Origin of the sequence: Mycobacterium mantenii, assembly GCF_001667865.1 — a bacterium.
In the GTDB taxonomy this organism is placed as follows: Bacteria; Actinomycetota; Actinomycetes; order Mycobacteriales; family Mycobacteriaceae; genus Mycobacterium; species Mycobacterium mantenii_A.
Genome location: NZ_LZJP01000083.1, coordinates 151,074 through 174,085 on the forward strand (window position 1 = coordinate 151,074; position 23,012 = coordinate 174,085).

The 23,012-nt window shown below is 68.1% G+C and carries 25 protein-coding genes; 6 read left to right on the plus strand and 19 right to left on the minus strand.

Annotated elements, in window-relative coordinates; translation table 11 throughout:
- Positions 1–47: 47 nt before the first annotated feature.
- A complete protein-coding gene (locus A5688_RS27565) occupies positions 48–326 on the plus strand; it encodes a hypothetical protein (RefSeq protein WP_131811904.1) in 279 nt (92 codons plus the stop codon).
- Between the two features lie 240 nt (positions 327–566).
- On the opposite strand, the gene mftG is transcribed toward A5688_RS27565, so the two are convergent.
- From mftG to mftA, 7 genes are all read right to left on the minus strand, one after another.
- Positions 567–2,006 (minus strand): mycofactocin dehydrogenase MftG, encoded by a 1,440-nt coding sequence (gene mftG / locus A5688_RS13420; RefSeq protein WP_067908935.1) that lies wholly within the window; start codon positions 2,004–2,006, stop codon positions 567–569.
- Between the two features lie 8 nt (positions 2,007–2,014).
- The gene (gene mftF / locus A5688_RS13425; RefSeq protein WP_067908938.1) at positions 2,015–3,433 is read right to left on the minus strand and encodes a mycofactocin biosynthesis glycosyltransferase MftF; all 1,419 of its coding nucleotides are present in this window, start codon (positions 3,431–3,433) and stop codon (positions 2,015–2,017) included.
- Entirely contained in the window at positions 3,430–4,161 is a 732-nt protein-coding gene (gene mftE, locus A5688_RS13430; protein ID WP_067908941.1) for a mycofactocin biosynthesis peptidyl-dipeptidase MftE, read from the minus strand. The genes mftF and mftE overlap by 4 nt, the downstream gene beginning before the upstream one ends.
- A 164-nt stretch (positions 4,162–4,325) precedes the next feature.
- Positions 4,326–5,513, minus strand: a complete 1,188-nt coding sequence (gene mftD / locus A5688_RS13435; protein WP_067908944.1) for a pre-mycofactocin synthase MftD — start codon at positions 5,511–5,513, stop codon at positions 4,326–4,328.
- A gap of 2 nt (positions 5,514–5,515) precedes the next feature.
- A complete protein-coding gene (mftC, locus tag A5688_RS13440) occupies positions 5,516–6,721 on the minus strand; it encodes a mycofactocin radical SAM maturase (protein WP_067908947.1) in 1,206 nt (401 codons plus the stop codon).
- A complete protein-coding gene (gene mftB, locus A5688_RS13445; RefSeq protein WP_207546661.1) occupies positions 6,718–7,044 on the minus strand; it encodes a mycofactocin biosynthesis chaperone MftB in 327 nt (108 codons plus the stop codon). The genes mftC and mftB overlap by 4 nt, the downstream gene beginning before the upstream one ends.
- A complete protein-coding gene (gene mftA, locus A5688_RS13450; protein WP_007773607.1) occupies positions 7,029–7,118 on the minus strand; it encodes a mycofactocin precursor MftA in 90 nt (29 codons plus the stop codon). The genes mftB and mftA overlap by 16 nt, the downstream gene beginning before the upstream one ends.
- 99 nt (positions 7,119–7,217) lie before the next feature.
- Here mftA and mftR point away from each other — a divergent pair, with 99 nt between their 5' ends.
- Positions 7,218–7,814 carry a mycofactocin system transcriptional regulator gene (gene mftR, locus A5688_RS13455; RefSeq protein ID WP_165607474.1) on the plus strand — a complete coding sequence of 199 codons (597 nt, stop codon included), beginning with the start codon at positions 7,218–7,220 and terminating at the stop codon, positions 7,812–7,814.
- Complete coding sequence (locus A5688_RS13460) at positions 7,811–8,854, plus strand: DUF2332 domain-containing protein (RefSeq protein ID WP_067908953.1); 1,044 nt, start codon at positions 7,811–7,813, stop codon at positions 8,852–8,854. Before mftR ends, A5688_RS13460 begins: the two co-directional genes overlap by 4 nt.
- Before the next feature lie 58 nt (positions 8,855–8,912).
- Here A5688_RS13460 and A5688_RS13465 read toward each other — a convergent pair whose 3' ends face one another.
- Entirely contained in the window at positions 8,913–9,755 is an 843-nt protein-coding gene (locus A5688_RS13465; RefSeq protein ID WP_067908956.1) for an aldo/keto reductase, read from the minus strand.
- Positions 9,756–10,257: 502 nt separating this feature from the next.
- Between A5688_RS13465 and A5688_RS13470 the strand changes: the two genes are divergently transcribed.
- Positions 10,258–11,085: an inositol monophosphatase family protein gene (locus tag A5688_RS13470; protein WP_067833735.1), complete on the plus strand. Its 828-nt coding sequence runs from the start codon at positions 10,258–10,260 to the stop codon at positions 11,083–11,085.
- Between the two features lie 30 nt (positions 11,086–11,115).
- On the opposite strand, the gene A5688_RS13475 is transcribed toward A5688_RS13470, so the two are convergent.
- The 9 genes from A5688_RS13475 to A5688_RS13515 form a co-directional block, all read right to left on the minus strand.
- Positions 11,116–12,303: an NAD(P)/FAD-dependent oxidoreductase gene (locus A5688_RS13475; protein ID WP_067833732.1), complete on the minus strand. Its 1,188-nt coding sequence runs from the start codon at positions 12,301–12,303 to the stop codon at positions 11,116–11,118.
- Positions 12,304–12,328: 25 nt separating this feature from the next.
- Positions 12,329–13,156, minus strand: coding sequence for a mycofactocin-coupled SDR family oxidoreductase (locus tag A5688_RS13480; RefSeq protein ID WP_067833730.1), 828 nt, complete (start codon positions 13,154–13,156; stop codon positions 12,329–12,331).
- A gap of 90 nt (positions 13,157–13,246) precedes the next feature.
- On the minus strand, positions 13,247–14,083 hold the full coding sequence (locus tag A5688_RS13485) for an SHOCT domain-containing protein (RefSeq protein WP_067908959.1): 837 nt from the start codon (positions 14,081–14,083) through the stop codon (positions 13,247–13,249).
- 91 nt (positions 14,084–14,174) lie between these two features.
- Entirely contained in the window at positions 14,175–14,942 is a 768-nt protein-coding gene (locus tag A5688_RS13490) for a PE family protein (RefSeq protein WP_067908962.1), read from the minus strand.
- Between the two features lie 161 nt (positions 14,943–15,103).
- Positions 15,104–16,294, minus strand: coding sequence for an elongation factor Tu (tuf, locus tag A5688_RS13495; protein ID WP_044483827.1), 1,191 nt, complete (start codon positions 16,292–16,294; stop codon positions 15,104–15,106).
- Positions 16,295–16,403: 109 nt separating this feature from the next.
- A complete protein-coding gene (gene fusA / locus A5688_RS13500) occupies positions 16,404–18,509 on the minus strand; it encodes an elongation factor G (RefSeq protein ID WP_067908964.1) in 2,106 nt (701 codons plus the stop codon).
- Between the two features lie 84 nt (positions 18,510–18,593).
- Positions 18,594–19,064, minus strand: a complete 471-nt coding sequence (gene rpsG / locus A5688_RS13505) for a 30S ribosomal protein S7 (RefSeq protein WP_007767793.1) — start codon at positions 19,062–19,064, stop codon at positions 18,594–18,596.
- Entirely contained in the window at positions 19,064–19,438 is a 375-nt protein-coding gene (gene rpsL / locus A5688_RS13510) for a 30S ribosomal protein S12 (protein WP_007767794.1), read from the minus strand. Before rpsL ends, rpsG begins: the two co-directional genes overlap by 1 nt.
- Before the next feature lie 299 nt (positions 19,439–19,737).
- Positions 19,738–20,382 (minus strand): TetR/AcrR family transcriptional regulator, encoded by a 645-nt coding sequence (locus A5688_RS13515; protein WP_067839402.1) that lies wholly within the window; start codon positions 20,380–20,382, stop codon positions 19,738–19,740.
- A gap of 198 nt (positions 20,383–20,580) precedes the next feature.
- Between A5688_RS13515 and A5688_RS13520 the strand changes: the two genes are divergently transcribed.
- Positions 20,581–20,952 (plus strand): DUF3060 domain-containing protein, encoded by a 372-nt coding sequence (locus tag A5688_RS13520; RefSeq protein ID WP_067839399.1) that lies wholly within the window; start codon positions 20,581–20,583, stop codon positions 20,950–20,952.
- A gap of 42 nt (positions 20,953–20,994) precedes the next feature.
- Positions 20,995–21,483 (plus strand): DUF3060 domain-containing protein, encoded by a 489-nt coding sequence (locus A5688_RS13525; RefSeq protein ID WP_067839396.1) that lies wholly within the window; start codon positions 20,995–20,997, stop codon positions 21,481–21,483.
- Between the two features lie 43 nt (positions 21,484–21,526).
- Here the strand turns inward: A5688_RS13525 and A5688_RS13530 are convergent, their stop codons facing one another.
- Positions 21,527–22,294 carry a crotonase/enoyl-CoA hydratase family protein gene (locus tag A5688_RS13530; protein ID WP_067839393.1) on the minus strand — a complete coding sequence of 256 codons (768 nt, stop codon included), beginning with the start codon at positions 22,292–22,294 and terminating at the stop codon, positions 21,527–21,529.
- Entirely contained in the window at positions 22,291–23,010 is a 720-nt protein-coding gene (locus A5688_RS13535) for a PaaX family transcriptional regulator C-terminal domain-containing protein (RefSeq protein WP_068268186.1), read from the minus strand. Before A5688_RS13535 ends, A5688_RS13530 begins: the two co-directional genes overlap by 4 nt.
- Positions 23,011–23,012: the final 2 nt, after the last annotated feature.

Below are 23,012 nucleotides of genomic sequence, written 5' to 3' on the forward strand. Positions count from 1 at the left end.
CAGATACAGATCATCTCTGCGAGGCGACGAGGTGCGACGTGGTGTTGATGAGCGAGACGAGCGTGGCCGAGCCGGCATGCCCCGCGCTGAGCGAGGCGGCGGCGATCGTGGAGGCCGAATGGATTCGCCTGGGGCGACTGGGCGGGCCGGCTCGGCACGCCGTCTGCGAGCTTCCCGCAGCGCGACAGTGCCGCCCCCGCACAGGCACCGCAGTGTCCACCGAGCCGGCGGGCCGCCGACGCAACACACCCACCCGCGGTCGCAGCGCCCGCCTGCCGGTCTTCCTGGTGTGGGCGCGGCAGCGTTCACCTCCGCTACGAGCGTGACTGCCTGCGTGTTTTCGATCGAAAGGGGGTATCGGCCGGAGTAAGCAAGAGCATGTGAACAGCGAGCCGGCGGTCGTGCCGTCCACGAATATTGCGACGCATTGTCCGCGCGACGCACAAGGTCTGCGCGTGCACCGCCACTTGTCGTGGCCATCTACGTGGATCGCATGAACATCCGCCGCTCGTTTCGGGCGGGCTCCGGGCCGCACACCTGGGGCCCGCCCGCACACGCCTACGGCGTCACTGAACGAACTCCGCGGCCCGGTGCCCGATCATCACGATGGTGGCGTGCGGACCGCGGCTGGTGATTGCGGGCAGGATCGAGCCGTCGATCACCCACAGGTTGTCGACGCCCAGCACCCGGCACCGCGAGTCGACGACGGCACGCGGGTCGGTGCCGGTACCCATCGGCGTGGTGCCACAGAGGTGTTGCGAGGTGGACCAGACGGAGGCGCCGACATAGGTTGCGTTACCGGCTAATTCGCGGGCCAACTCGGCCCCGCGCCCCAGCGCCGCGATGTCGTCCGGCTCGCTGTCGTAACGATGCTCGATCCTAGGGGCCACGTCGGGATCCGCCGACGCCAGCGTGATCCGCCCGCGCGCCCGCGGCTGCATGAGTGCCACCCCGATGTGCGGCCAATCCGGGTGCCCGGCGGTGCCGTCCCCGGTCATGGCGACGAATCCGCCAGTGTAGGGCCTGATCTCGAGATCGTCGGCGGTGCTGAGCACGACCTCGAGCACCGGCCGGCCCGGAGCCACCGCCCAGTCGGTGGGCAACACCCACTCGGGGTGATCGGAGAACGACGCCCCCACCGGCAGCGGCGCCAGCACGGGTACGCCGGCGGCCCGCAACCCGTCCGGTACGCCGATGCCGGAGAGCATGAGCAGCTGCGCCGTTTGAATGGCACCGGCGCACAACACGATTCGGTCGGCGGTCATGAGGGTGCGACCGTGCGGGCCGATCGCGTCGACACCCACGGCGGTGGTGCCGGCGAAAAGCAACCGCGCCGCGCGCGTCCGCGCCCGCAACGTCAGGTTCGGCCGGCTCAGGGCCGGCACCAGATATCCCGCGCCCGATCCGGTACGCACGCCGTCGACGATGTTGAGCGGGACGGCGCCCATTCCCGGAACAGGCTCGGGCCCAACGTCATTGAGGTCGTCGATCCAGTCGAATCCCGCATGCTGCGCGGCGGCGATGAAACGCTCGGTGGTTCCGGTCATTTCGTGCGTGCGGCGCACCCGGATGGGACCGTTGCGGCCATGTGCCGGGCCATCGAAGTCCAGGTCGGTCTCGATGGCGCGGAAACTGTCGAGGACGTCTGACCACGCCCAGCCCGGCAGCGCCAGGCGATCGAAGTCGCGCGGCAACCCACGGCAGAAGTAGCCGCCGTTGATCGCGCCCGATCCGCCCACCGTCGCCCCGCGCACCAGGGGGTGCACCCGGGCGGGTTCGTCGGTGAGGCGGGTCTGATAGCGCTGGACCAGCGGACTGCCGACGCCTATCGGCAACTGCAACCCGTTGGCGGTCTGGGCCAGCAGTCCCGGCTCGTCGAGCGCCGGCCCTGCCTCGAGGACGGTCACCGTGCACCCCGGATCGGCGGAAAGACGTTCCGCAACAACCGATCCTGCACTGCCGGCGCCGACGATCAGCACATCGCTGTGCGAGACGGCTGTGGTCAAGGTGGTGGTTAGCTCCGGATCTGGGGTTTCAGGGCGCGCACGTTGCGCTCCCGCAGCACGCCCCACCACAATCCGAGCCCGTAGGCCAGGTCGTCGACGCGCTTGAGCAGCAGGTAGGCGGGCAGCCCGATCGGTTCGACGTCGTCACTGAGGGCGTCGCGGCGGTGCAGCCAGTCGACCACCCCATCCATCACGGCCGCGACCACGACCACCCGCCTGAAATGGCGCGACATGGTGGCGGCCACCAACGCCAGCGGCCAATAGTGCCGGCACAGCGCCGACGCCAGCTGCAGCGCCGCCGACCACAGGCCGCGGCCGGCGATCATCGCGACATCGGTCATCGACGTCTCGGCGGTACGCATCGCCCGGGCGATCCGGCGTCCGGTCAGTACCGCCAGCACGATGGACGCCAGCCGGGAAAGGGTGGACCCGAATGCCATCAGGATCCACGTCATCAGCGCCCAGCCGGAAATCACCACCGGCGCCGTCTTGTCCGGGTGGCGTACCGACAGCGGAGCCGCCGAGCCGCCGTAGAACGCCTTGCGCGCGAGCCAATCCCGCAATTCGGTGCGGTGGTCGTGGGCGACCAGCGCGATCGGTTCGTAGCGCAGCCGGGCGCCCGCCTCGATGAGCCTCCAGCACAGGTCGACGTCCTCGCCGGACTGCAGGGTCTCGTCGAACCCGCCGACATTGCGGATCGCCGAGCACCGGCAGATGATCGCGGCGCTGGGCACGTAGGACACCGTGCTGTGCGGCAGCACCGGCGCTTCACGCTCACCGAGGTCGAGCGAGGAGTGCAGCGCCTCGTAGCGCGCCACCGCGTTCTCGCTGTGCGACAGGCCGACGATGCGGGGCGCGACCAGGCCGACCGTGGGATCGCAGAAGTGACCGAGCAGGGCTTCGAGCCAACCGCGGCGCGGTGCGACGTCGGAGTCCAGGAAGGCGACGAAGTCCGTCCGGCAGGCGCTCAGCCCGGTGTTGCGGGCCGCCGCCGGGCCCTTGCTGCGGTGGTGGCGCAGCACCTCGATGTCGCAGTGCGTGCCGACGAAGTCTTCCGGCTCGATCGGGGGGGACGAGCCGTCGTCCACCACCACGACGCGCAGGCCGCGCAGTGAGCTCACCAGGCGACGCACCCCAGAAAGGTTGTCCCGCACCGGGATTATTACCGTGACGTCATGGTGCGAGGGGCCGCCCGCCGGCCGGGGATGCGCCACCGTGGCGTCCAGCAGGGTGCGGGCGAGTTGGGCGCTGAGGTCGTCACGCACCTTCAGCCGGCCATCCGAAAGCATCCCCTGTGCGGCCGGAGCCAACTTCAGCAGCCGGGTCGGTGAACCGCCGAGCAGCGCCGAGCCATCGCCGAGCACCCGCACGCGGCGATCGACCTGAACGGCGAACCCGTCCGGCAGCCGGGGCGCCGACGCGCTCATGTGAGCATCCCGTCAGGCCCGGGCCGCCACCGGGTGACGCGGCGGACACAGTCGTCGACCATCTCGGCGAAGATCCGCCCGCCCTCGGCGGCGGTGGCGGTGGTCGGGTCGCCGAGCACGCCGACCGGGCTGACCGCCGCGACTCCCCCGCGGCGCATCGATCCGAGCAACTCGGGCAGGGGCGCGGTGTTGCCGGCCACCCGCTGATCGGTCCGGACCACGGTCGGCGAGATATACAGCAACACCGATGTTTCGGTATGGCCGGCGTGGGCGTCACCGCCGACGGTCAGGCAGGGGCACCAGCCGACGTCGCGGCCCTCGGTGCGCAACAGCGCCACCGCGCCGTTGCACGCCGCGACATTGCCGCCGTGGCCGTTGACGAAGACGAGGCGCTGGGCCCAGCCGGCCGCCGACCTGCCGTACTCGACCAGCAGCATCGTCAACGCCTCGGTGCCCAGCGAGATCGTTCCGGCGAAGCTCTGGTGCTCACCGCTGGCGCCGTAGGCGATGGCCGGCGCCACCAGCCACGGGTGCCCGAGGCGGGCCTGAGCGTCGCCGGCCACCGCCGTCGCGATCCGGGTATCGGTGTCCAGCGGCAGGTGCGGACCGTGTTGTTCGGTCGATCCCAGGGGAACCATTACCGACGGCGCCACGCTTGATAGCTGGCTCGACGTCGCGGCTCCCAATTCGCCGAGTACGGACACTCGGTGATGGTAGGACGAATTCACCTGGCGTGCACCGATTGTTGAAGCTTGAAAATAAGTTTTTTTCTGGGTCGTTCACTGGGCGTTCGGAATGTGGACTCGTTCGTCACGGATACCTCGCCCGTATCACGGTTTGCGCGGGCGTCACATAATCTTGGATAAAGCCGCCCTGAACAGCCCGGCTTTAGCTACGCGCCGCCCGAGGCCACGCCCAGCACCCGGCCGAAACCGGGCGGCACCAGGATGTCGTCGGGTCCGAGGTCGTGGACCGAGGAACGCCCCAGACCCATCAGCGCCGAGTCGATGCCGCCGCGCAGGATGTCGAGGACGTTCTCCACGCCCGGCTGGCCGGCCGCGGCCAGGCCCCACAGGTAGGCCCGGCCGATCATCACCGCGCGCGCTCCCAGCGCCACGGCCTTGACGACATCGCTGCCGCGCCGGACCCCGCCGTCGAGCAACACCTCGATCTGATCGCCGACGGCCGCGGCCACCGCGGGCAGGGCGCGGATCGAGGCCGGCGTGCCGTCCAGGTTGTTACCGCCGTGGTTCGACACCGAGATCGCCGAAACTCCCGCATCTACCGCCCTTTTGGCGTCATCGACACGCATCACGCCCTTGAGCATGAACGGCCCGCCCCACAGTTCGCGAAGCCAGGCGATGTCCTCCCAGGTCGGCGGCGGCGTGCCCATCCACTCCCCGTAGGCCTGGAAGAAGGGGGGCCCGGGCTCGCCGCGGCGGCCCTGGTTGGGTACCCGCAGCTCCGGCGGCCGCATGGTCTTCGCCCACTGCAAAAACCAGCGCGGCTTGGTGATGACCTCCGGGCTCATCTTGACGATGGTCTTTAAGTCCATCTTCTCCGGGATCGACGGGCTGCCCCAGTCCCGGCCGTGCGAGAAGCTCCAGTCGGTGGTGACGATCAGGCCCACCGCCCCGGCCGCCCGGGCGCGCTCGACCCGCGCGGCGATCGCGTCGCGGTCGCCCAGCCAGTACACCTGGAAAAACACCTTGGGGTTGGCCGCGATGACCTCTTCGATCGGTTTGCTGGCGAACGAGGACAACCCCATGGCGGTACCGCGGGCGGCGGCGGCGCGCGCCACGGCGACCTCACCATCGGGGTGGACCGCCTGCACGCCGGTCGGTGAGATCAGCACCGGCAGCGAAATCTCTTGCCCCATAACGCTGGTCGTCATGTCGCGCTTTTCCTGCGCGCCGACCACGTGCGGCGCGAAACCGAGTTCGCTGAAGGCTGCCACGTTGTCGGAGACCGTGACTCCCTTTTCGCTGGCCGAGATCAGCGACGAGTAGGCCGATTTCGGCAGCCGGCGCTTGGCGCGTTGCTGCGCGATGGCAACGGTTTCAAACCATGCGTCGGCCATTGTCACACCGGACTTTCGTTACACATGCGGGCGGGCGGCGCGGCCGGCGTGACCGTAGGCGGTCGCAGCGACAGGGTCAGCGGCACCGGTTGGCGGATGCGCTTGCCACGGGAGTGATCGGCCCGGGGGCGCGGCGTCTCGCGCTCGTGGGTCAGCGCCGTCGCGCTGTGGCCCTGGACGCATTCGGGGTCCGGGCCGTCCAGGGGGAGGCCGGTGAAGAACTTGGCGGCCATGCAGCCGCCCCGGCAGCTGTCGTAGTGTCCGCAGCTGCCGCAGGCGCCGGCCGACTGGGGTTCGCGCAGCTCGCGGAACAGCGGGGCGTTCTTCCAGACGTTGTCGAATCCCCCGTCCGACACCACGTTTCCGGCCAGGAAGCGGTCGTGGATGGCGAACGGGCAGGCGTACACGTCGCCGACCGGGTCGATCAGGCATACGACGCGGCCCGCGCCACACATGTTCAGGCCGGCCAGGGCGCCGGATTGGCCGAGCGGGGCCAGGTGGAAGAACGAGTCGCCGGTGAGCACCCGCTCGCCCTTGGCCACCAGCCAGTCGTACAGCTGCACCTGCTGGTCGGCGGTGGGGTGCAGCTCTTCCCAGACGTCGGCGCCACGCCCGGACGGGCGGAGCCGGGTGATCCGCAGCGTGGCTCCGTAACGGCTTGCCAGCGCGGCGAACTCGTCGAGCTGGTCGACGTTGTGCCGGGTGACCACCACGGAGATCTTGGCGTCTTTGAATCCGGCCGCGGCCAGATTCTCCAGGGCACGCACCGCCATGTCGAACGAGCCGGGCCCGCGCACGGCGTCATTGACCTCGGCGGTGGCGCCGTCCAGCGAGATCTGGACGTCGACGTAGTCGCTGGCCGCCAGCCGCGCGGCGACCTCGGGCGTGATCCGGACGCCGTTGGTGGAGAACTTCACGCCGACGTGGTGGGCGGTCGCGTAGTCGACCAGTTCCCAAAAGTCCGGGCGCACAGTGGGTTCCCCGCCGCCGATGTTGACGTAGAACACCTGCATGCGTTCCAGCTCATCGATGATGTCCATGCATTGCCGGGTGGACAGCTCGCGCGGGTCCCGCTTGCCCGACGACGACAGGCAGTGCACGCAAGCCAGGTTGCAGGCGTACGTCAGTTCCCAGGTGAGGCAGATGGGCGCATCTAGCCCGTGCTCGAACTGCTCGATCAGCCGGGGTACGGGGGCCGCTGTTGTCATTGATCGTCCTTCCGGGGGACCAGCATGTTGGACTCGACGAGCACACCCAGCGCATGCAGGTACGGCGCCTGCGCGGCGTCGTCCACTCCGGCCGCGCGGCAGGCGGACCGGATGTCGGCATGGTCGGCCAGCGACTGCACCACCGTGAGAATGGTGCGGTTCTTCAGGAACGAGAGCTTGCGGGTACCGAAGTGGTAGAGCAGCGCGCCGAACGGCTCCGGCCGAACCGCTACCTGCGGGTGCAATCGCCAGCCGCGATCAGGATCGAACGGGGCTGCCGTGCGATCCTGCGCGGGCGCGGGCACGGTCAGTAGACCCCGCACATGCCGTCGATGGACACCTCTTCGACCAGGGTCTCGGTGACGAGCTGGGTGTCAGTTTCGGTCTCGTGGTCCACGGGGCCTTGCCTTTCGTCCGGTCTTGACAACGATGGGTTCTGAGTCACACTCGCCGTCAGAATATGGCATCGAGTGCCGAAATGGAAGGGCGGGGTCCGATGATGCCGCAGCCGCGGGTGGGCAGGCGCCGCTCGACCACCCCGCACCACATCACCGACGTCGCGATCGACATGTTCACCGCCCGCGGTTTCGCCGAGGTGAGCGTCGACGACGTCGCCCAGGCCGCCGGCATCTCCCGCCGGACCCTATTCCGGTATTACGCGTCCAAGAACGCCATTCCCTGGGGCGACTTCGACAATCACCTTGCCCACCTGCGCGATCTGCTCGACAAGGTTGGATCCGACGTGCGGCTGGGTGATGCGCTGCGCTCAGCACTGTTAACGTTCAACACCTTTGACGAATCCGAGACGGCCCGGCACCGCCAGCGCATGCGCGTGATCCTGCAAACCGCTGAGCTGCAAGCGTATTCGATGACGATGTATGCCGGCTGGCGAGAGGTGATCGCCGGGTTCGTGGCCCGCCGCCTGGACTGCAAGACCACCGATCTGCTGCCCCAGACCGTCGCCTGGACGATGCTCGGGGTGGCGCTGTCGGCCTACGAACACTGGCTCAGCGATGAGTCCGTCCCGCTGCCGGTTGCCCTGGGCAACGCCTTCGACGTTGTCCGCGCCGGGCTGGACGGGCTGGACAGGTGACCGAGCACCTGGTGCACACCCTGCGGTCGCAGGGCAGGTTCTGCGACTCGTCGGGCTCGCGGATGTATGGCGAACTGTGCGAGCTGGTGGCCGGCGACGTCGAGGCGGGCGGCGTCTTCGCAACCGTCCTGTCCGGGCGCGAGGACGCCCCGTCGGGTGACGCGGTACCGCTGCGGTTGCTCGGCGGGCTGCACCGGCTGGTGCTCGACGGCCGGGCGGCGCGCCTGCGCCGCTTCTATCCCAGCACCGGGGGCGCGTGGGACGCCGGGTCCGCGTGGCCGGAGATCCTGGACACCGTGGCCGGTCACGTCGACGTGCTGCGCGCGGCGCTGGGCCGGCCACCGCAGACCAACGAGGTGGGCCGGTCGGCCGCGCTGATCGGCGGACTGCTGCACATCAACTCCGAATTCGGCTTGCCCATAAGGCTTTTCGAGATCGGATCGAGTGCGGGCCTCAACCTGCGCGCGGACCACTACCGCTACCACTTCGCCGGGGGCTACTGGGGACCGGCCGACGCAGCGGTGACCATCGACGACGCGTGGCGCGGCGCGCTGCCGCCCCGGCGCGAATTGCGGATCGTGGCGCGCCACGGATACGACATCGCGCCCATCGACGTCGGCCACACCGACGGGGAGATGACCGTGCTGAGCTACGTCTGGCCCGACCAGGGCGCCCGGCTGGCGCGGCTGCGCGGCGCCATCGAGGTCGCCCGCCGGGTCCCGGCGGGACTGGAGCGCCGGAGTGCGGCCGAAGCGGTCGCCGGCCTGACACTGACGGATGGCGCGCTGACCGTGTTGTGGCACTCGATCACCTGGCAGTATCTGTCCGCCGACGAACGCGGCGCGGTGCTCGCCCACGTCGACACGCTGGCCGGACGGGCCGATGCGCGCTCGCCGTTCGCGCACCTCACAATGGAGCCCGCCCGCGACGGCCCGGGCGCACCGATCAAGTTCGTGGTGCGGGCGCGCTGCTGGCCGCACGGCGATCCGCAGGTTCTGGGCGAATGCCATCCACACGGGCCGCCGGTGGACTGGCTATGACCTGGGGTGGCCGAATGGCGAACTGCAGCAAGGCATTTCGGCTGCAACCGGCTCGGGGCTAGGTCCCCATGAAGGTCATCGGATCGTGCAGCACGCGGGTGCCGTCGTGCAACCCTTCTATCGCTTCCATGTGCACGGGGTCGAGGGTGAAGTCGAACACGTCCAGGTTCTGGGCGACGCGCTCGGGCTTGGACGATCGCGAGACGACGACGTTGTCCAGCTGCAGGTTCCACCGGACCAGGACCTGTGCGGGCGTGCGGCCGTACTCGGCGGCGATCGACGTCACGACCGGTTCCTCGATCAGCCGGCCGACGCCCAGCGGGCTGTAGGACTGCGTGGTCACCTCGTGCTGGGCGTGGGCCTGGCGCAGCGCGGCCTGGTTCAGCCGCGGGTGCAACTCGACCTGGTTCACCGCGGGCACCTCGTCGGCTTGCTCGATGACCGTCGCCAGCAGCTCCTCGGTGAAGTTGCAGACGCCGATCGAGCGGACGTGCCCCTCTTCGCGGGCCACCTTCATGCCCTCGAAGCTCTCCACATACTTGCCCAGCTTCGGCGCCGGCCAGTGGATCAGGTAGAGATCGAGATAATCCAGCCCGAGTCGGTCCAGGCTCTGCTTGCACGACTGCTGCGCGGTGTGGAAGCCCTGCTTGGAGGTGCCCAGCTTGGTGGCGACGAACAACTCCTCGCGGGGGACGCCCGAGGCGGCTATCGCGCGCCCGACGGCCTCCTCGTTTCCGTAGGAGGCGGCGGTGTCGATGAGACGGCAGCCGGCCTGAAGCGCCGCGAGTACCGAGCCTTCCGTCTCCTCATCCGACAACTTGGCCACCCCCAGGCCAAGTACGGGCATCTTCGCCTCGTCATTGAGAGCGACGGTCGGAATCGCGCCGGGCGAGCCGTACATCTCATCGATCACTGTCACTTGCCAATCACCTGCCTGCCTATTTGGGTTACTGGGTTTTCTGGGCAAGAACGATGATTCGGTGACGGCCGCGCGGCCGTGCGGTCAGCCGACCCGTCGCATAGTGCGACGCCCCCCGACATCGTTCGCCTGCAGACAGTAACCAAGCCTCGCAAGCGGCGCAGAGGGCGCGACGAGGCATGTGGGCACAGCAAAATTCGCCACCCCGAAGAGTTACGGGTTTCCAGCACAATGCGTTTGGCGTTGCCGGTGCTGGCAATTGTGTGACAAGGACTACAGCGTCTCCGCATCGGCCATCGAGCGTTTTAAGTGATTGGCCGGTGAGGCGTATCACCATCGAATTGTGCTGTGGTGTATGCCCAATTCGTGCCGCTTTGGGCTAATACCCGATTCGCCCGGGGTGCGCGCGACGCGAAATGGCCGAACGCTTATGCTCGAAAAACGCCGAACGCACCCAACACTGGAAGCGAGGCAGATCTGTCTCATGAAGACAATGCAAGAACTTTTCGAAATAGCTTGGCAGGCAACACAAATCGGTGCCACCACGCTCAAGAAATCACAGCCGAGCTCGGTACAGCACAAAGGTGACCGCGACACGGTCACCGATGTCGACCTCACCATCCAGCGCGATATCGACGACTACCTGGCCCAGATCACACCCGATATCGCGCTACTGGCCGAGGAGTCCGAGCACCAGCCCGACATCGAAACCTCCGAGTGGCTGTGGGTGCTCGACCCCATCGACGGCACGTCCAATTTCGTCCACGGCCTGCCGCTGTGCGCGGTATCGCTGGCCCTGCTGCACGCCGGCCGCACCGTACTGGCCGTCACCCACGCCCCCCTGCTCGGCAAGACCTACCACGCCATCGAAGGCAAGGGCGCGTTCGTCAACGGGCAACGGATCACCGCCAGCGCCACCGACAGCCTCAGCGGGGCCATCGTGTCCCTCGGCGACTACGCCGTCGGCCAAGACGCCGGCCGGCTCAACGCGCGCCGGCTGGCGCTCACCACCGAGTTGGTGCCCCGCGTCGAGCGCATCCGGATGATCGGTGCGGCCACGCTCGACCTCGCCCTCGTCGCCGAGGGTGCCCTGGACGCCTGCGTGATGATGTCCAACAAGCCGTGGGACACCGCCGCGGGGACACTGCTCGCCCGCGAAGCGGGAGCGCTGCTCACCGACGCGCGGGGCAACCCGCACACCCACAAATCCGCGTCGACGATCGTCACCGCGCCGGGCATCGCCGAGCAGCTCGCCACGGTGATTCGCAACACCGGCATCCCCAGCGACCGGCACGCGGTGGCCGTCGGCTAGCGGGGGGCGCGTACCGGTAGTGAGCTTGCCTCAGCCGAGCACTTCGGCGATGGGCACGGCCGCGGCGATCTTGGCACGCGCCTTCATGACCTTGCCGGGCATCCCGCCGCCAACCACCCCGACCAGGGCGCCGTCGCGTTCGTAGTAGGCCAGGAACTTGCGGCCGTCGTCCTCGACGACGTGCACGATGTCATCGGCCTCCGGCTCGCCCAGGCACTGGATCTTGACGTCGTACTGGTCGCTCCAGAAGTACGGGACGACCACCACCGGCGGCACATCCTGGCCCAGCATCGCGGGCACGACGGCGCGGGCCTGGTCGGCGACGTTGCTCCAATGTTCAACGCGCCCTTGGTGTCCCGTCGCGTCACGCCACGACGCGACGTCACCGAGCGCCCACACGTTCGGCGCGCTGGTGCGTCCGGCCTCGTCGCAGATGACGCCGTTGTCGACCTCGACTCCGCTGCCCTCGAGCCATTCGGTCGCCGGGCGCGACCCGATTCCGACGACCACAATGTCCGCCGGCAGTTCGGTGCCGTCGCTCAGCACCACCGCCTCGACGTGTTCCTCACCGCGCACCTCCGCCACCCCGACGCCGAGGCGGACGTCGACGCCCTCGGCGCGGTGCAGCCGGGCCACCAGCTCGCCGATCTGCTCGCCGAGCACCGCGGCCAGCGGTGTCGGCTGCGGCTCCACCAGAACCACGTCCACGCCCAGGCTGCGCAGGCTGGCCGCCACCTCGCAGCCGATGAAGCCGGCGCCGATGACGACGGCGCGCTGCGCCGCGGACGCGTGCTTGCGCAGCGCCATGCTTTCGTCGAAGGACCGCAGCACACGGATTCCCTCGAGATCGGGGATCGCCGGGATGCGCCGCGGCACCAGGCCAGTGGCGATCACCAGTTCGTCGTAGCCGAGCGTCGTGCCGTCGTCGAGAGTCACCGTCTGCGCCGCGGTGTCCAGACTCCTCGCGGCCGACCCCAGTCGCAGGGTGATGTCGTTCTCGTCGTACCACTCGCGGGGTTTGAGCGCGGTGTCGTCGACCTCTTTGCGCAGCACCTCTTTAGACAGCGGCGGGCGGTCATACGGCAGGTGCACCTCGTCGCTGACGATCGTGATGGGCCCGGAATACCCCGACTTCCGCAGCTGCTCGGCGGTGCGCGCGGCGGCCAGTCCGCCGCCGACGATCACGATTCCGTGGTTGGCGCTTTCGTCACTACTCACGTGGAGTTCTTAGCACGATGGGCCGTCAGTACTTTAGGGCGCCCTTATCCACGGGGATCTGGGTGCCCGTGAGTGTGCCCGAACCGGCGCCGGCGAGCCAGGCCACCACGTCGGCCACCTCGTCGGCCGACATGAAGCCGTTGGGCTGCACCGGCATTGGCGGAAAGCTGTGCACGAAGCTGGGATGCCGGGCAAAGATCTCCATCATCGCCTCGGGCTCGATCATCGGGGTGTCCACCGAGTACGGGTGAATCGAGTTGACCCGGATGCCGTATTCGCCGAGCTCGATGGCCAGCGTGTTGGTGAGCGCGGTCAGGCCGTGTTTGCTGGCCGAATAGTGGCCGTTGCCCGGTGTGGCCTTGATCCCCGCCGACGAGCTGACCACGATGATCGATCCGCCGTTTCCCGCCTCGATCATCGCGGGCACGGTGGCGCGCAGCGTGCGCCAGGTGCCGGTCAGGTTGACGCCGATGACCGTGTCCCACTGCTCATCGGTGAGCTCCCAAATGCGGCCCCAGCTCAGCACTCCGGCGTTGGCCACCACGATGTCGAGCCGGCCGAACTGCTCGACGCCGTCGGCCACCAGGTCCCGTAGCGCCGCGTCGTCGCGGATGTCGACCTCGCGGGTCAGGACCTTGCGGCCTTCGTTCTCCACCAGCCGGGCGGTCTCGTCGAGGTCCTCGGGGCCGGCCGGCGGGTACGTCACGCTGGGGGACGCCGGCGCGCAGATGTCCAGGGCGATGATGTCGGCGCCCTCGCGGGCCAGCCGCACCGCGTGCGAGCGTCCCTGCCCGCGTGCGGCCCCGGTGATGAACGCCACCCGTCCCTGCAGTGATCCGGCCTGTCCAGCCACCTGTAACCCCTTCGACCGCCGATAGACCAAGCCAGGCTAGCAGCGGAACTGAAACGTGTTCTAATTCACCCGGCGTTGCCGAGCGGCACTTCAGATTTCGGCGATGATCGCGGCGCGGCGGCTGGCGTATTCCGCGTCGGTCAGCGCCCCACTGGCGTGCAGAGCCTGCAGTTCTTGCAGCCGCCCGGCGATCGACGGCTCGGGCGGCGTGACGACCGCCGCCGCCGCAGGCGCCGCGGCCGGCGCCGGTTGGGCGGCCGGGGCCTGTTGCTCGACCGCGCGTCGCACCACGGCCTGAATCTGGGCGCGCAGCGCGGGGTTCGAGCGGATGTCGAGCATCTGATTGAGCGCGACGTTGTTGGCCTTGAGGATCTGCAGGATCTCCATCAGCGGGCCCGCCTGTCCGCTCAGGTCATAGGTCTTGTTGTCTTCGGCCACCGTGAACTGTGCGGGCACCAGACCGTTGACCAAAGCGCTTCGCTCCCAGTCGATTCGATATTCGTTGGTGGTGGGGTTGACCAGGACCACCACCTTGCGGGCGTTGAGGTTGCCCAGCCGGGTGACACTGGCGATGACCCGGTCTTCGCTGTCGAACGGCAGGAAGCCGGGACCGGCGATGTGCAGGTGCACCTTGACGACCTGTTGGTTGTTGACCCACGTCCCCGTCTCGGTGATCCCGGTGATCTGCGCGAGCGCCAGCACCCCGCTCTGCTCGAGCGCAGCCACCTTCGCCGACGACTTGGCCCCGTAATTCGCCAACGCCAGCGCGACCAGCACGTCGGCCACGGTGATGAGCAGGCCGACGTAGAACATCCACTGCAGCAGGCTGCCGAGCCCGAGGGTGAAGTACACGATCAGGAAAATCGGTCCGACCAGACCGCCGCACAGCAAAACCACCAACTGTGCCTTCAGGTAGCGCGCCAACACTTGCCCCTCCTCGGCTTACTGGGGAATCCGTGACAGAGTAGCGCTCGCGGTGCCGTGGCGAATGCGATACGCGCAAACCGCTTCCGGTCGCTTACACCATCTCTGGGGGAACGATCGGCACCCGGCGTACCGGCGTCGTCGCCTGTTGCGCCGGGTGCGCCGGGTGCGCCGGGGCGGCAGGGGTCGCAGCGGTACGCGCCGATACCGGCATCGCCGGGGCCGCCGAGGTCTGCGGCGGCACCGCCGTCTGCATGGCCGCCGCGGGAGGGCCGGCCGGCGTCGCCGCCGACGCCACCGGCTGGACGGCGGCCGGAGAACTGGCCGGGGCGTAGGCCGGGGTGACCACCCGCGCCGCACCCGCCGGCATGGTGGCCGAGGCCAGCGTCGCCGATCCGGCCGGAGCCGCCGCGACCGGCGTGCCGGCCGGTGCGGGCATCGCCGCGGTGGCGGCGGGTGCCACCGCCGCCATCAGCGGGCCCGCGGGTGCGGCCGGAGCGGAGGGACCGAAGGCGCCGCTCACCGCCGGTACCTGCGCGGCCACCGATGCCGGGGCCGCCGCGGTCTGCAACGGCGTGGTGTTGGCCGCCTCGGCCAACGCGTACTGCGTTGCACCGCCGTTCATCAGTTGCACGAACTGGCTGTGGAACGCGGCCGCCTGCGCGCTGAGTGCCTGATAGACCTGGGAGTGCGCGTCGAACAGTGCGGCGATACTCGCCGACACCTCGTCGGCGCCGGGGGCCAGCACAGCCGACGTCGGACCCATTGCAATGGAGTTGGCGGAGCTGATCGTCGTCCCGATCCTGGCCAGATCCCCCGCAGCGGCCGCGACGAATTCCGGCGTCGCTTCAACGAAGGACATCAATACCTCCCCGCCGAACCCTCAGGAGAATGATGAGCAAATCCTAAACCAGGCGCCGCCGTCGCCGCATGATTTCCTCCTCGTTGCCCCGGGCCGACGCCGACCGATGCACAAAGCCCGGATTGCCGAGTCGGCAATCCGGGCTCTGCGGTGGTTCGAAACTACTTGATGATCTTGACGACCCGGCCGGCGCCGACGGTGCGGCCACCCTCACGGATCGCGAACCGCAGACCGTCGTCCATGGCGACGGGCTGGATCAGCTTCACCGAGATGTTGGTGTTGTCACCGGGCATCACCATTTCGGTGCCCTCCGGCAGCGTCACCACACCGGTCACGTCGGTGGTGCGGAAGTAGAACTGCGGACGGTAGTTGTTGAAGAACGGCGTGTGCCGGCCGCCCTCGTCCTTGGACAGGATGTAGACCTGGCCCTCGAACTCGGTGTGCGGCGTGGTGGTGCCGGGCTTGGTCACGACCTGACCGCGCTCGACATCCTCACGCTTGATACCACGCAGCAGCAGCCCGACGTTGTCGCCGGCCTGACCCTGGTCGAGCAGCTTGCGGAACATCTCCACACCCGTGACCGTGGTCTTGGTGCTGGTCGGCTTGATGCCGACGATCTCGACTTCCTCGTTGACATTGATGATGCCGCGCTCGACACGACCGGTGACCACGGTGCCACGACCGGTGATGGTGAAGACGTCCTCGACGGGCATCAGGAACGGCTTCTCCGTCTCGCGGACCGGGTCCGGGATGGACTCGTCGACGGCCTCCATCAGCTGCTCGACGGACTCGACCCACTTTGCGTCGCCCTCGAGCGCCTTGAGCGCCGAGACCCGAACCACCGGGGCGTCCTCGTCGAACTCCTGGGCGGCCAGCAGTTCGCGGACCTCCATCTCGACGAGCTCGAGCAGCTCCTCGTCGTCGACCATGTCGGCCTTGTTCAGCGCGACCAGGATGTAGGGCACACCGACCTGACGGGCGAGCAGCACGTGCTCGCGCGTCTGGGGCATCGGGCCGTCGGTGGCGGCGACGACCAGGATCGCGCCGTCCATCTGGGCCGCACCGGTGATCATGTTCTTGATGTAGTCGGCGTGACCCGGGGCGTCGACGTGGGCGTAGTGACGCTTCTCGGTCTGGTACTCCACGTGGGAGATGTTGATCGTGATACCGCGCTGACGCTCCTCGGGCGCGTTGTCGATCTGGTCGAATGCGCGCGACTCGTTCAGGTTGGGGTACTTGTCGTGCAGAACCTTGGTGATAGCCGCGGTCAGCGTGGTCTTGCCGTGGTCAACGTGACCAATGGTCCCGATGTTGACGTGCGGCTTCGTCCGCTCGAACTTCGCCTTCGCCACTTCTGTGTCCTCCTGGACTAGTTGGTGCTTGTTAAAGCAGTGTTGGTGTTTTCAGTTGTGCCGCGCCCAAGGCTTTGCAATGACCCGGCAAGATTACTCCGAGGGTTTTCTACTGACCCGTCGCCTTCGCGATGATCTCCTTTGACACGTTCGCCGGCACTTCGGCGTAGGAGTCGAAGACCATGGAGTAGTTCGCCCGGCCTTGGGTCTTGGACCGCAGGTCGCCGACGTAGCCGAACATCTCCGACAGCGGCACGTGCGCCTTGACGACGCGTGCACCGCTCCGCTCCTCCATGGCCTGGATCTGGCCACGGCGGGAGTTCAGGTCGCCGATCACGTCGCCCATGTAATCCTCGGGCGTGGTGACCTCGACGGCCATGATCGGTTCCAGGATGACCGGCTGGGCTTGCTGCGCAGCCTTTTTCAGCACCTGGGAACCGGCGATCTTGAACGCCATCTCCGACGAGTCGACCTCGTGGAAGGCCCCGTCGAGCAGGGTGACCTTCAAGTTCACCAGCGGGTAGCCGGCCAGCACTCCGTATTGCATGGCGTCCTGCGCACCGGCATCGACCGAGGGGATGTACTCACGCGGGATGCGGCCACCGGTGACCTTGTTCTCGAACTCGTAGGTCGCACCGTCCTCGCCGGTGAACGGCTCGAGGGTGATGATGACCTTCGCGAACTGGCCCGAGCCACCCGTCTGCTTCTTGTGGGTGAACTCGACGTTCTGCGCGATGCGGCGGATGGTCTCCTTGTAGGCCACCTGCGGCTTACCGACGTTGGCCTCGACCTTGAACTCGCGACGCATCCGGTCCACCAGGATGTCCAGGTGCAGCTCGCCCATCCCGCCGATGACGGTCTGGCCGGTCTCCTGGTCCAGGTGCACCTTGAACGTCGGGTCTTCCTCGGCGAGCTTCTGGATCGACAGCGACAGCTTCTCCTGGTCGCTCTTCGTCTTGGGCTCGATGGCCACCTCGATGACCGGGTCGGGGAAGGTCATGGACTCCAGCACGATCTGCTGGTTCGGGTCGCTCAGGGTGTCACCGGTGGTGGTGTCCTTGAGCCCGATCACCGCGTAGATGTGACCGGCCGAGGCGGTCTCCACCGGGTTCTCCTTGTTGGAGTGCATCTGGAACAGCTTGCCCAGCCGCTCCTTCTTGCCCTTGGTGGCGTTGATGACCTGGCTGCCGGAGTCGACCTTGCCGGAGTAGACCCGGACGTAGGTCAGCTTGCCGAAGAACGGGTGCGTCGCGACCTTGAACGCCAGCGCCGAGAAGGGCTCGTCGGTCGACGGGTTGCGGGTGACCTCTTCGTCCTCCTTGCCCGGCACGTGGCCGACGGCCGGCGGCACGTCCAGCGGCGAGGGCAGGTAGTCGATGACGGCGTCCAGCATGGGCTGCACACCCTTGTTCTTGAAGGCGCTTCCGCAGAGCACCGGGTAGGCCTCCGAGCTGATGGTCAGCTTGCGGATGGCGCCCTTGATCTCCTCGACGGTGAGCTCTTCGCCGCCGAGGTACTTGTCCAGCAGCGCCTCGTCGGTCTCGGCGACCGCCTCGAGCAGCTTGGTGCGGTACTCCTCGGCCTTCTCGGCCAGCTCGGCCGGGATTTCGATGGTGTCGTAGGTCTCGCCCAGCTTCGTCTCGCCGCGCCACACCTTGGCGTTCATCTCGACCAGGTCGACGATGCCCTCGAAGTCACCCTCGGAGCCGACGGGCAGCTGGATCGGGATGGCGTTGGCGCCGAGCCGCTCCTCCATCGTCTTCACGGAGAAGTAGAAGTCGGCCCCGATCTTGTCCATCTTGTTGACGAAGCAGATGCGCGGGACGTCGTACTTGTCGGCCTGCCGCCAGACCTGCTCGGACTGCGGCTCGACACCCTCCTTGCCGTCGAAGACGGCCACGGCACCGTCGAGCACCCGCAGGCTGCGCTCCACCTCGACGGTGAAGTCGACGTGCCCGGGGGTGTCGATGATGTTGATCTGGTTGTCTTTCCAAAAGCAGGTGGTGGCCGCGGAGGTGATCGTGATCCCCCGCTCCTGCTCCTGCTCCATCCAGTCCATGGTGGCGGCGCCGTCGTGCACCTCACCGATCTTGTAGCTGATACCGGTGTAGTAGAGGATGCGCTCGGTCGTCGTCGTCTTGCCGGCGTCGATGTGCGCCATGATGCCGATGTTGCGGACCTTGGTCAGGTCGGTCAGCACGTCCTTCTGTGCCACAGAAGTCTTCCCACTCTTTCGATTGCTTGGTTAGTTCGCTGTCGGTTTGCGCCCGGCCACTCTGCCTTTGGGCGCCGTCCGGCCCTACCAGCGATAGTGCGCGAAGGCGCGGTTGGCCTCGGCCATCTTGTGGGTGTCCTCGCGCCGCTTGACGGCGGCTCCGAGGCCATTGCTGGCATCCAGGATCTCGTTGGCGAGCCGCTCGACCATGGTCTTTTCGCGGCGTTGCTTGGAGAAGCTGACCAGCCAACGCAGAGCCAGCGTCACCGAGCGATCGGGACGCACCTCGACCGGGACCTGGTACGTAGCACCACCGACGCGGCGGCTGCGCACCTCGAGGGAGGGCTTGACGTTGTCCATCGCGCGCTTGAGGGTGATCACCGGATCAGTGCCCGTCTTTTCCCGGGCGTTTTCGAGCGCTCCATAAACAATGCGTTCGGCCAGCGATTTCTTCCCGTCCAGCAGAACTTTGTTCACCAGCTGCGTCACCAGCTGCGACCCGTAGACCGGGTCATTGACCAATGGACGCTTCGGCGCGGGCCCCTTGCGCGGCATCAGCTCTTCTCCTTCTTGGCGCCGTAACGGCTGCGAGCCTGCTTGCGGTTCTTGACACCCTGGGTGTCGAGCGAGCCGCGGATGATCTTGTACCGGACACCGGGCAGGTCCTTGACTCGGCCACCACGCACCAGCACCATCGAGTGCTCCTGCAGGTTGTGGCCCTCGCCGGGGATGTAGGCGGTGACCTCAACCTGGCTCGTCAGCTTCACGCGGGCGACCTTCCGAAGCGCCGAGTTCGGCTTCTTCGGGGTGGTGGTGTACACGCGGGTGCATACGCCACGGCGCTGCGGGCTGCCCTTCAGGGCCGCGGTCTTGACCTTGGCGACCTTGTCGCGGCGACCCTTGCGGACCAGCTGCTGAATGGTTGGCATCTACCGGCTTTCTGTGTTCGTGTTCGGCATATTTCTAGCGTTTTCAAGTCTGTGTACTGCAATTATGTCCGGCCGCGTCACCCCGCGGCCGGGTGTGTCGCATGCGCTGCGCACCGGACTGGGCCCGAAGCTTCGTGGACACGCGAATTCGCCCGGCATCCACTCCCTTACGGTTAGGCGCCGTAAGCCGCCAGGCACGAGGGACCACAATACCCGCCAGCGGTCTCGCAGGTCAAAGCGGCGGCTAGTGGCGATCGCGAGCGCGGCGCAGCCGCGCGAGGCGGGTCGCCACCGTCGGATCAGGACCTGGCGCCGTCGTGGGCGGTGCGCCTTTCCAGGCCCGCCGCCAGCCGCAGCACCATGTCGGAGAACAGTGCGTCGGTGTCGATGTCGTCCATGACACCGGTCATCTCCAGCAAAACGAAACCGTGCAGGGCGGACCAGAACTCCAGCGCGGCGTGGAAGGCCGCCTCGCCGTCCAGACCGTAGGAGGACAGCACGGCGATCACCGGTGCGGCCGCCCCGCGGGTCGCGGCGGTGTATTCGGGATCGTCACCGCCCAGCGGCATCCGGGTGAAGGCCGAGTAGCGGCCCGGGTGGTGGTGGGCATAGCTGCGATAGGCGCCGGCCATCACCAGCACCGCGTCGTCGCGGGCGCGGCCCTGGCCGACCCGGTTGAGCATCGTGATGATGTCGTCGATCACGCGGATCCGCACCGCGCGGCGCAGGTCTTCCAGGCTGTCGACGTGGTTGTACAGCGACGGCCCCTTGGTGCCCAGCTGCATCGCCAGGGCGTTGATGGTCAGGGCGTCCCAGCCCTCGCGATCCAAGAACGTCAGGGCGCCGTCGATGATCCCGTCCCGGCTCAGCTTGGCCGGACGGGAGGCGGGCCGTCCCGCGCGTTGGCGCCCGGCCGCCGGCGGCGGATCCGGTGGAGCTGCCATGGCGGTCGCCCTTCGATTACATGAAACGGGTTGCGGTTAACTAATGACTCTAGTTGACGCCCGTTCGGACACGAATCTCCCGGAGGGGATACGAGCGCGCGGCAAAGGAAAATAAAGTCTGCCATCGGGCGGGCGAATGCACGTAATGTCATGCTTGCCTCGTTTCGAGCAGCCGACCCGTCCAAAAGGGGGCCCGCAGTGAAGTGGACGACTGTCGCCGGGTCACTGGCCACTTGTGTCATCGCCGTCGCCGCCGCGGCCGCCCCGCCGGTCGCGCAGGCCAAGAATGGCGACACCCACATCATCGGGCAGGACATCGAGCAGACGATCGACTGCAACGACGCCACGCTAATGGTCAACGGCACCGGGATCAACGTCACCGCGCTGGGCAACTGCTACGCGGTGACGGTGATGGGTTCGTCGAACACCGTGATCGCCGACTCGGTGTCGCACGACATCACCGTGTACGGCTACAACGAGACGGTGTTCTACAAGAGCGGTCAGCCCGCTCTGTGGGACCGCGGCCGCGAACTGGGCATGACCAACCGGCTCCAGCAGGTGCCGGGCTAAACCACGGCAGCACAACATAATCCGATCAAGAATCGAGGAACCATGCCCGCCTACATCCGTGACCACTCACTGCGCCTGGCCGTGCTCGCCGTGACGCCGGCCGCCGCGGCACTGGTCCTGGCCGGCTGCAGTTCGACGGCCAACCCGCCGGCGGGCTCCTCGACGACCACCACCAAGAGCACCGCGACGACGACCAGTGCCGGTGCGGCGCCGACGACGGAAACGAGCGGTGCGAGCACCACCGCGTCCATCGAGATCGGCAACACGATCAACTACGGATCGATGGGCACCACCACCACCCTGGACTGCGCCAGCGGCAAGTCGCTGAACGTCGGCGGCTCGGACAACAACCTGACGATCACGGGCACCTGCGAGACGGCCACCGTCAGCGGCACCAACAACAAGATCACCTTCGACAAGGTCAACACCCGCATCACCGTGCTGGGGATGAACAACACCATCACCTACAAAGACGGCGACCCCAAGGTCGACAAGATCGGCCAGAGCAACACGATCACCAAGGGCGGCTGACCGCCTAACGGCTAGCCCGCCGGCTGCGCCCACCGCTGCCGGGCTAGCCGGCCGGCGCGCCGTGCCGGCCGGCGCCGGCGGCAAAACGCCGCGCCCCCTGCATCGCCACGGCGGAAACCCGGTGCATGCTGGCGAATTCGAAGTCCAGCGCGTCGGCTTCCGGCAGTCCCCACTGATGCAGCGCCGAGAGCCGGTCGGATCGCATGCACTCCTGCGGCAACGCGGCCAGTTGGGCCGCCAGCTCCTCGGCCGCCTGCCGCGCCTGGCCCTTGGGCACGACGCGGTTGGCCAACCCCATCGCGAGCGCCTCGTCGGCTTTGACCCCGCGGCCGGTCAGGATCATGTCCAGCGCGCGGCTCTGCCCGATCAGCCGCGGCAGCCGCACGGTGCCACCGTCGATCAGCGGCACCCCCCAGCGCCGGCAGAACACCCCGAACACGGCGTCCTCCTCGGCCACCCGCAGGTCGCACCAGATGGCCAGCTCCAGCCCACCCGCGACGGCGTAGCCGCTCACCGCGGCGATCACCGGTTTGGACAGCACCATGCGCGACGGGCCCATGGGGCCGGGACCGGTACGGTGCACGGCGTTGGCGTCGGGGGTGTCGAACGCCTTCAAATCGGCTCCGGCGCAGAATGTTCCGTTATCGCCCCACAGCACCGCCACCGATGCGGTGTCGTCGCGGTCGAACTCCTCGAACGCCGAGTGCAGCGCGGCCGCCGTGGGGCCGTTGACCGCATTGCGCGCCGCCGGCCGGTTGATGATCACCGTGGTCACCGCGCCGTTGCGCTCGATACGCACCGGATCAGTCATGTCGCCTCCGCAAATAGTGGTTCGCGCCGCCCGAGCAGCTCAGCGGCGAAGTCGTGGTAGGCCGCACGCAACCGGGCGCCGGGCCAGTCGGCCGGCAGTAGCTCGTCGGGCAGCACCGGATCGGTGAGCAGGTGGCGCACCGTCGCCGCCGCCACCACGAAACGACCGGGAATGTCTGGCGCGGCGGCCATCTCGTCCAGCAGCCGCTGCCCGGTCTGGGCCCAGGCGGGCAGGTCCCACAGCTGGGCGGCGAGCTCGGCCGGGTGGTCGTCGCGGGCGCGCAGCACCCGCGCCTGGGACGTGACATCGGGGCCGGGCTCCGCGGCGATGTTGTCGGGGCGCATCCACACGCCTTCGCGGAGCTCACCGAACCGCTTGTCGTGCAGGGCGGTTCGCAGCGCCGCGCGGGTACGCGCGTCGTTGCCCACGCTGGTCACGATGAGCGTTACCCACTCCCCGCGCCAGGGACGGACCCGGGGGTCGATGGCGTCGTCCTGCCGCCGCTGGCGGGCCAGCAGGCGATCCGAGAGCCGGTAGCCGTCGGCGGAGCGGATCAGGTCGCCGGCACCGACCATGCGGGTCAGCGCCACCCGCAACGTCGACTCCTTGATACCGAAATCGGAAGTCAGCCTTACCAATTCGTTGGCACGGGCGTGCGCGGGGTGTGCGCCGAGCAGCACGCTGAGCACCACCGACCGTGCTGTCATGTCCGGCATGG